The following is a 5743-nucleotide window of genomic DNA, read 5'->3' as shown; positions in this document are numbered from 1 at the left end:
GTCCGCGACCTCGTGCCGCGCGGCATCGAGCGCGGGGTCACGGCGCGCAAGGCGATCGGCTATGCGCAGGCCCTCGCCGAACTCCACGGGCGGATGCCGCGGGCCGAGGCGATCGCGCAGACGCAGCAGCTCACTCGCACGTACGCGCGCCGGCAGGTCGGCTGGTTCGGTCGCTACCGCGATGCGACCACGATCGACGCCGACGACCTCGCCGCTCGCGGCTCGGAACTCGCCCGTCAGGCGGCTCTAGACTGAACGGATGCCGTTCGATCTGCGATTCACCAAGGGGCAGGGCACGGGCAACGACTTCGTGCTCTTCAGCGACCCCGAGGGCGATACCGAGCTCACGCCCACGCAGATCGCCGCGGTATGCGACCGGCGGTTCGGGGTGGGCGCCGACGGCGTGATCCGCGCCGTACGCTCCCGAAACCTCGACGACGGCGCGGCAGCCCTGTCGGAGGATCCGGCCGCCGTGTGGTTCATGGACTACTGGAACGCCGACGGCACCGTCTCTGAGATGTGCGGCAACGGCATCCGCGTCTTCGTCAGCTACCTCCTCGACCAGGGTCTCGCGGAGCTGCCTGCCGGAGGGGCGATCGCCATCGGCACCCGCGCGGGCGTCCGCACGGTGCGACGCAGCACCGACGGCTTCCAGGCCGACCTCGGGCCGTGGCGCCTCGCCGGCGGTGAGCCGCTCGTGCGCGGCAAGGAACTGCCCGTGGCACGGCCCGGACTCGGGATCGACGTGGGCAACCCGCACGTCGTCGTGGCGCTCGCCGATGACGAGGAGCTCGAGGCCGTCGACCTCAACTACCAGCCGGTGCTCGACCCGGTGCCCGAGGCCGGCGCGAACGTCGAGTTCGTGGTGCCGGCCGAGCCGCTCGTCGAAGACGGCATCGGCCGCATCCGCATGCGCGTGCACGAGCGCGGTTCGGGCGAGACGCTCTCGTGCGGCACGGGCGCCGTCGCCTCGGCACTCGCGGTGCGGTACTGGGCCGGAGCGGGCGCGCCGAACGACTGGCGCGTGCAGGTGCCGGGTGGCGTGCTGGGCGTGCGCATGTTCGAGGCGGCCGACGGCGAGCATGTCGTGCTCTCGGGGCCGGCGGAGCTCGTCTTCGACGGGGTGCTCACCCTCGCCTGAGTTCAGCGCGCCGTCGTCCCACGGGCAGCGAGCACCCGGAAGCCCTTCGATTTGTCGGCGCGCTCCACGTCGAGGCCCAGCTCGGCGGCCAGCCAGCGCTGCAACGACTCCGCACCGAGGTGCTTCGCCACCACGAGCCAGGCGGTCGCCTCGTCGGCGAGGCGGGGCAGCCAGCGCGCCAGCATGGCGTGCAGCTCCTGCTTGCCGACGCGGATCGGCGGGTTCGACCAGATCGTGGCGAACCGCAGGTCGTCGGGAACATCGTCGGGCAGCACGGCGTTGACGTTGGTGAGGCCGAGGCGCGCACTGTTGCGACGCACCAGGTCGAGGGCTCGTTCGTTGACGTCCACGGCCCACACCGTGGCATCGGGTGCCTGCAGGGCCAGGCTGAGCGCGATGGGCCCCCACCCAGCGCCGAGGTCGAGCAGGTGCCCGGTCTGAGGCGGCGCAGGGACGGCGTCGAGCAGCACGCGGGTGCCCTCGTCGAGGTGTTCGGGGCTGAACACCCCGCCGGCGGTGACGAGCTCGACCTCCCGGCCGGCGAGTCGCACGCGGATGGTGCGGGTGCCGCCGCCACTCCGAGGCGAGGGGGAGAAGTAGTGGTCGGAGCCCATGCAAGCAAGCTATCGCACGCGAACGGAAGTAAGGTTGACACGATGACTCAGGGCGAACAGCACACTCCAGACGACGACGTCGAGCGCGTGCTCCGCAGCGCGGAGAGCCGCGCGGGGGTGGCCAGGTTCGGTGCCGGCGATGCGTCGGCGATCCAGCGGAGCGGGTCCGAGGTGACCGGAGACGGCTCGCACGACGGCGAGCAGTTCGACCGTGAGGAGCGCGCGGCACTCCGCCGGGTGAGCGGGCTCTCGACCGAGCTCGAGGACGTCACCGAGGTCGAGTACCGACAGCTGCGCCTCGAGAACGTCGTGCTCATCGGCGTGTACGCGCAGGGTTCGCAGGACGACGCCGAGAACTCGATGCGCGAGCTCGCGGCCCTGGCCGAGACGGCCGGTGCGCGCGTGCTCGACGGGCTCCTGCAGCGTCGTCCGCACCCCGATCCCAGCACCTACCTCGGCAGCGGCAAGGCCGAGGAGCTGCGCCATGTCGTGGCCGCGCTCGGCGCCGACACCGTCATCGCCGACACCGAACTCGCTCCGAGCCAGCGGCGTGCGCTGGAGGACGTCGTGAAGGTCAAGGTCATCGACCGCACGGCGGTCATCCTCGACATCTTCAGCCAGCACGCGAAGAGCCGCGAGGGCAAGGCGCAGGTCGAGCTCGCGCAGCTCGAGTACCTGCTTCCGCGCCTTCGCGGCTGGGGTGAGTCGATGTCCCGACAGGCCGGTGGCCAGGTCGGCGGCGCAGGCGCCGGCATGGGCTCGCGCGGACCGGGTGAGACGAAGATCGAGCTCGACCGTCGCCGCATCCACTCGCGCATGGCGAAGCTGCGCAAGCAGATCGCCGGCATGAAGCCCGCGCGCGAGGCGAAGCGCGCCAACCGCCGCCGCAACGCGGTGCCGTCCGTCGCGATCGCCGGGTACACGAACGCGGGCAAGTCGAGCCTGCTCAACCGCATCACCGGGGCGGGGGTGCTCGTCGAGAACGCGCTGTTCGCCACGCTCGACGCCACCGTGCGGCGCAACACCACCACCGACGGCCGGGTCTACACGATCGCCGACACCGTCGGGTTCGTGCGGAACCTGCCGCACCAGCTCGTCGAGGCGTTCCGATCGACGCTCGAGGAGGTCGGCGACGCCGACCTGATCGTGCACGTCGTCGACGCCGCGCACCCCGACCCCGCCGGGCAGATCGCCACCGTGCGCGATGTCATCGGCGAGGTGGGCGCCCGCGACGTGCCCGAGCTCATCGTCTTCAACAAGGCCGACCTCGTGACCGAGGAGGACCGGCTCGTGCTGCGCGGGCTGGAGCCGAACGCGGTGTTCGCGTCGGCGCGAACCGGCGAGGGCATCGCCGACGTGCTCACGGCGATCGAGCGCATGCTCCCCGATCCCGCGGTCGAGGTCGACCTGCTCGTGCCGTACGACCGCGGCGACGTCGTCTCGACGCTCCACGAGGCCGGTCGCGTGCTGTCCATCGAGTACGTCGAGGACGGCACCCGCATCCGAGCGCTCGCCTCGCCCGAGCAGGCCGGTCAGCTCGCGGAGTTCGACGCGGCATCCGTGCCTGCGTAGGTAGTGCCGCCGGTTCCCCGTCACCTCGCGTCATAGTCTCCTGATCCGCGCGGTGGAGGCGTATCGTCGCTGGTGATCGTCGGTGCGCGGCCGGATGCCGGGCACCTGGAGCGACCGCCGAGCCCGGCACCCGCCCGCGACACCCACCCGCCGTTCCGGCCGGGGGACGCGGCCTGCCGCGCCTCCGCCGAACCGGCTCGGAATGCCACGCAGGAGCACCATGGCCCAGACCGGACCGGACGCCGGAGGCGCGGACTGTCGGGACCGCCCGCCGGTCTCCTTCGAGCTGTTCCCGCCCAGGACGGATGCCGCGGCGCTCGCGCTCGGTCGGACGATCGACAAGCTCGCCGAGGCGCATCCCGCGTTCATCTCGGTGACGTTCGGCGCTGGCGGTTCGTCGCGCGATCGCTCGCTCACCGTGCTCCGCTACATGCTCGAGCACACCGACGTCGAGCCGATGGCGCACCTCACCTGCGTGGGCTCCTCGCACGCCGAGGCGAACCGGCTGGTGCGCGAGTTCCTCGACGCCGGCATCACGAGCTTCCTCGCGCTGCGCGGCGACCCGCCGGCGGGCGCCGACGCCTCTCCCGACGCGGGGATCGGCGACCTCGACAGCGCGGCCGAGCTGGTGCAGCTCATCCACCGGGTGCAGGAGGAGCGCGAGCCCTTCGGCCAGGTCGGCATCCCGGGCCTGCCCGGGGTCACGCAGATCGGTGAGCGGCCGCGGCCCGAGCGCGTGGCGGTGGCGACGTTCCCCACGGGGCATCCGCGATCGCGTGGGGTCGCCCAGGACGTCGACACGTTGCTGGCGAAGGAGATCGCAGGGGCGAACCTCGCGATCACGCAACTGTTCTGGCGCGCAGAGGACTACCTCGGGTTCGTCGACCGCGCACGCGCCGGCGGCGTGACCATCCCGATCCTGCCGGGCATCATGCCCGTCACCACCCCGGCGAGACTCGCGCGGCTCACCGAGCTCACCGGCGTCGAACCGCCGGCATCGCTCGCGATCGACCTCGAGATCGAACCGGATGCCGCGGCGCAGGCCGAGCTCGGCATCGGCTACGCCACCCGGCTCGCCGCCGACGTGCTCGCGGGCGGCGCTCCGGGACTCCACCTGTACACCTTCAACCGCCATGAGGCCGTGCTCGACGTGCTCGACCGGCTCGGGATCGGCGTCAACGACCGACTCGTCAACGAGAGGAACACCACAGAACGATGACCGCACACTCCTTCCCCACCGGAACCATCCTCGGCTACCCGCGCATCGGGCGCCGCCGTGAGCTGAAGAAGGCCGTCGAGGCCTTCTGGTCGGGTGCGATCGACACCGACCAGCTCGAGGCGGCCGCCGCCGACCTCCGCGCGGCCACGCGCGACCGCCTCGCCGCCCTCGGCCTGGGCCGTGAGGACTCGTCGATCCCCGAGTCGTTCTCCTACTACGACCAGGTGCTCGACGCCGCCATCACGGTCGGTGCCGTGCCCGAGCGCTTCCGCCGGCTGCAGGACGAGTCGGGTCGCGTCGACCTCGCGGGCTACTTCACCATCGCCCGCGGCGAGGGCGAGGACGCTCCGCTCGAGATGACGAAGTGGTTCGACTCGAACTACCACTACCTCGTACCCGAGATCGGCCCCGACACCGCGTTCACGCTGCACGCCGACCGCATCCTCGCCGAGTTCGCGGAGGCCCGGGCCGCCGGCTTCCTGACGCGCCCGGTCATCGTCGGACCCGTGACGTTCCTCCTCCTCGCGAAGGCCGCCGACGGCGCCCCCGAGGGCTTCCGCCCGATCGACCGCCTCGGCGACCTGGTGCCGGTGTACGCGGCACTCCTCGCCGAGCTGCAGGCGGCCGGCGCCGCCTGGGTCCAGCTCGACGAGCCGGCGCTCGTGAGCGAGAGCATCGACGAGTCGCGCGACCGAGTCGTCGAGGCGATCGGCGAGGCGTACGACGCGCTCGGTTCCTCCGAGCAGCGGCCGTCGATCTTCGTGGCCGCGCCCTACGGCGCACTCGGCGAGGCGCTTCCCGCGTTGGCCGCCGCGCCGGTCGAGGCCATCTCCTTCGATCTCGTGCGCGGCACCGCGCCCGAGCAGCTCGACCCGGCGACCGAGGAGTCGCTGGCCGCGAAGACGCTCGTCGCGGGCGTGATCGACGGCCACAACATCTGGCGCGGCGACCTCGCGCACGCGTTCGAGCGCGCGGACGCGCTCCGCTCCCTCTCGGGCGACGTGGCCGTCTCGACGTCCACGTCGCTGCTGCACGTGCCGCACGACGTCGTGGACGAGACGGAGCTCGACCCCCGGCTCGTGAGCTGGCTCGCGTTCGCCGACCAGAAGGTCGCCCAGGTCGCCACGCTCGCACGGGGCCTCGCCGAGGGGCGCGACGCGATCGAGGGCGAGCTCGACGCGGCATCCGCTGCCCTCG

Annotated in this window: 4 protein-coding genes and 2 pseudogenes; 5 read left to right on the top strand and 1 reads right to left on the bottom strand. The window is 72.3% G+C overall.

Annotated features, from left to right (window positions below; genetic code table 11):
* Nucleotides 1-255: pseudogene (locus GH736_RS15880) on the top strand (tRNA (adenosine(37)-N6)-dimethylallyltransferase MiaA); the annotation flags it as partial.
* Between the two features lie 4 nt (nucleotides 256-259).
* On the top strand, nucleotides 260-1141 hold the full coding sequence (gene dapF / locus GH736_RS15875) for a diaminopimelate epimerase (RefSeq protein ID WP_159605063.1): 882 nt from the start codon (nucleotides 260-262) through the stop codon (nucleotides 1139-1141).
* 2 nt (nucleotides 1142-1143) lie between these two features.
* On the opposite strand, the gene GH736_RS15870 is transcribed toward dapF, so the two are convergent.
* Complete coding sequence (locus GH736_RS15870; protein WP_159605061.1) at nucleotides 1144-1755, bottom strand: class I SAM-dependent methyltransferase; 612 nt, start codon at nucleotides 1753-1755, stop codon at nucleotides 1144-1146.
* A gap of 42 nt (nucleotides 1756-1797) precedes the next feature.
* Between GH736_RS15870 and hflX the strand changes: the two genes are divergently transcribed.
* The 3 genes and pseudogenes from hflX to GH736_RS15855 all read left to right on the top strand — a co-directional run.
* Nucleotides 1798-3327 (top strand): GTPase HflX, encoded by a 1530-nt coding sequence (hflX, locus tag GH736_RS15865; protein WP_159605059.1) that lies wholly within the window; start codon nucleotides 1798-1800, stop codon nucleotides 3325-3327.
* A gap of 220 nt (nucleotides 3328-3547) precedes the next feature.
* On the top strand, nucleotides 3548-4546 hold the full coding sequence (locus GH736_RS15860) for a methylenetetrahydrofolate reductase (protein WP_159605057.1): 999 nt from the start codon (nucleotides 3548-3550) through the stop codon (nucleotides 4544-4546).
* Nucleotides 4543-5743: pseudogene (locus GH736_RS15855) on the top strand (5-methyltetrahydropteroyltriglutamate--homocysteine S-methyltransferase); the annotation flags it as partial. The gene GH736_RS15860 and the pseudogene GH736_RS15855, both read left to right, overlap by 4 nt.

This window comes from Agromyces humi, assembly GCF_009720255.1.
Taxonomy (GTDB): domain Bacteria; phylum Actinomycetota; class Actinomycetes; order Actinomycetales; family Microbacteriaceae; genus Agromyces; species Agromyces humi.
The sequence above is the reverse complement of the archived record's forward strand: the minus strand, read 5'-3'. Positions and strand labels throughout refer to the sequence as shown.

Excerpts from the sequence above, each read along its gene's own strand:
- dapF (WP_159605063.1), top strand. The coding sequence starts at position 260 with ATGCCGTTCGATCTGCGATTCACCAAGGGGCAGGGCACGGGCAACGAC.
- GH736_RS15870 (WP_159605061.1), bottom strand. The coding sequence starts at position 1,755 with ATGGGCTCCGACCACTACTTCTCCCCCTCGCCTCGGAGTGGCGGCGGC.
- hflX (WP_159605059.1), top strand. The coding sequence starts at position 1,798 with ATGACTCAGGGCGAACAGCACACTCCAGACGACGACGTCGAGCGCGTG.
- GH736_RS15860 (WP_159605057.1), top strand. The coding sequence starts at position 3,548 with ATGGCCCAGACCGGACCGGACGCCGGAGGCGCGGACTGTCGGGACCGC.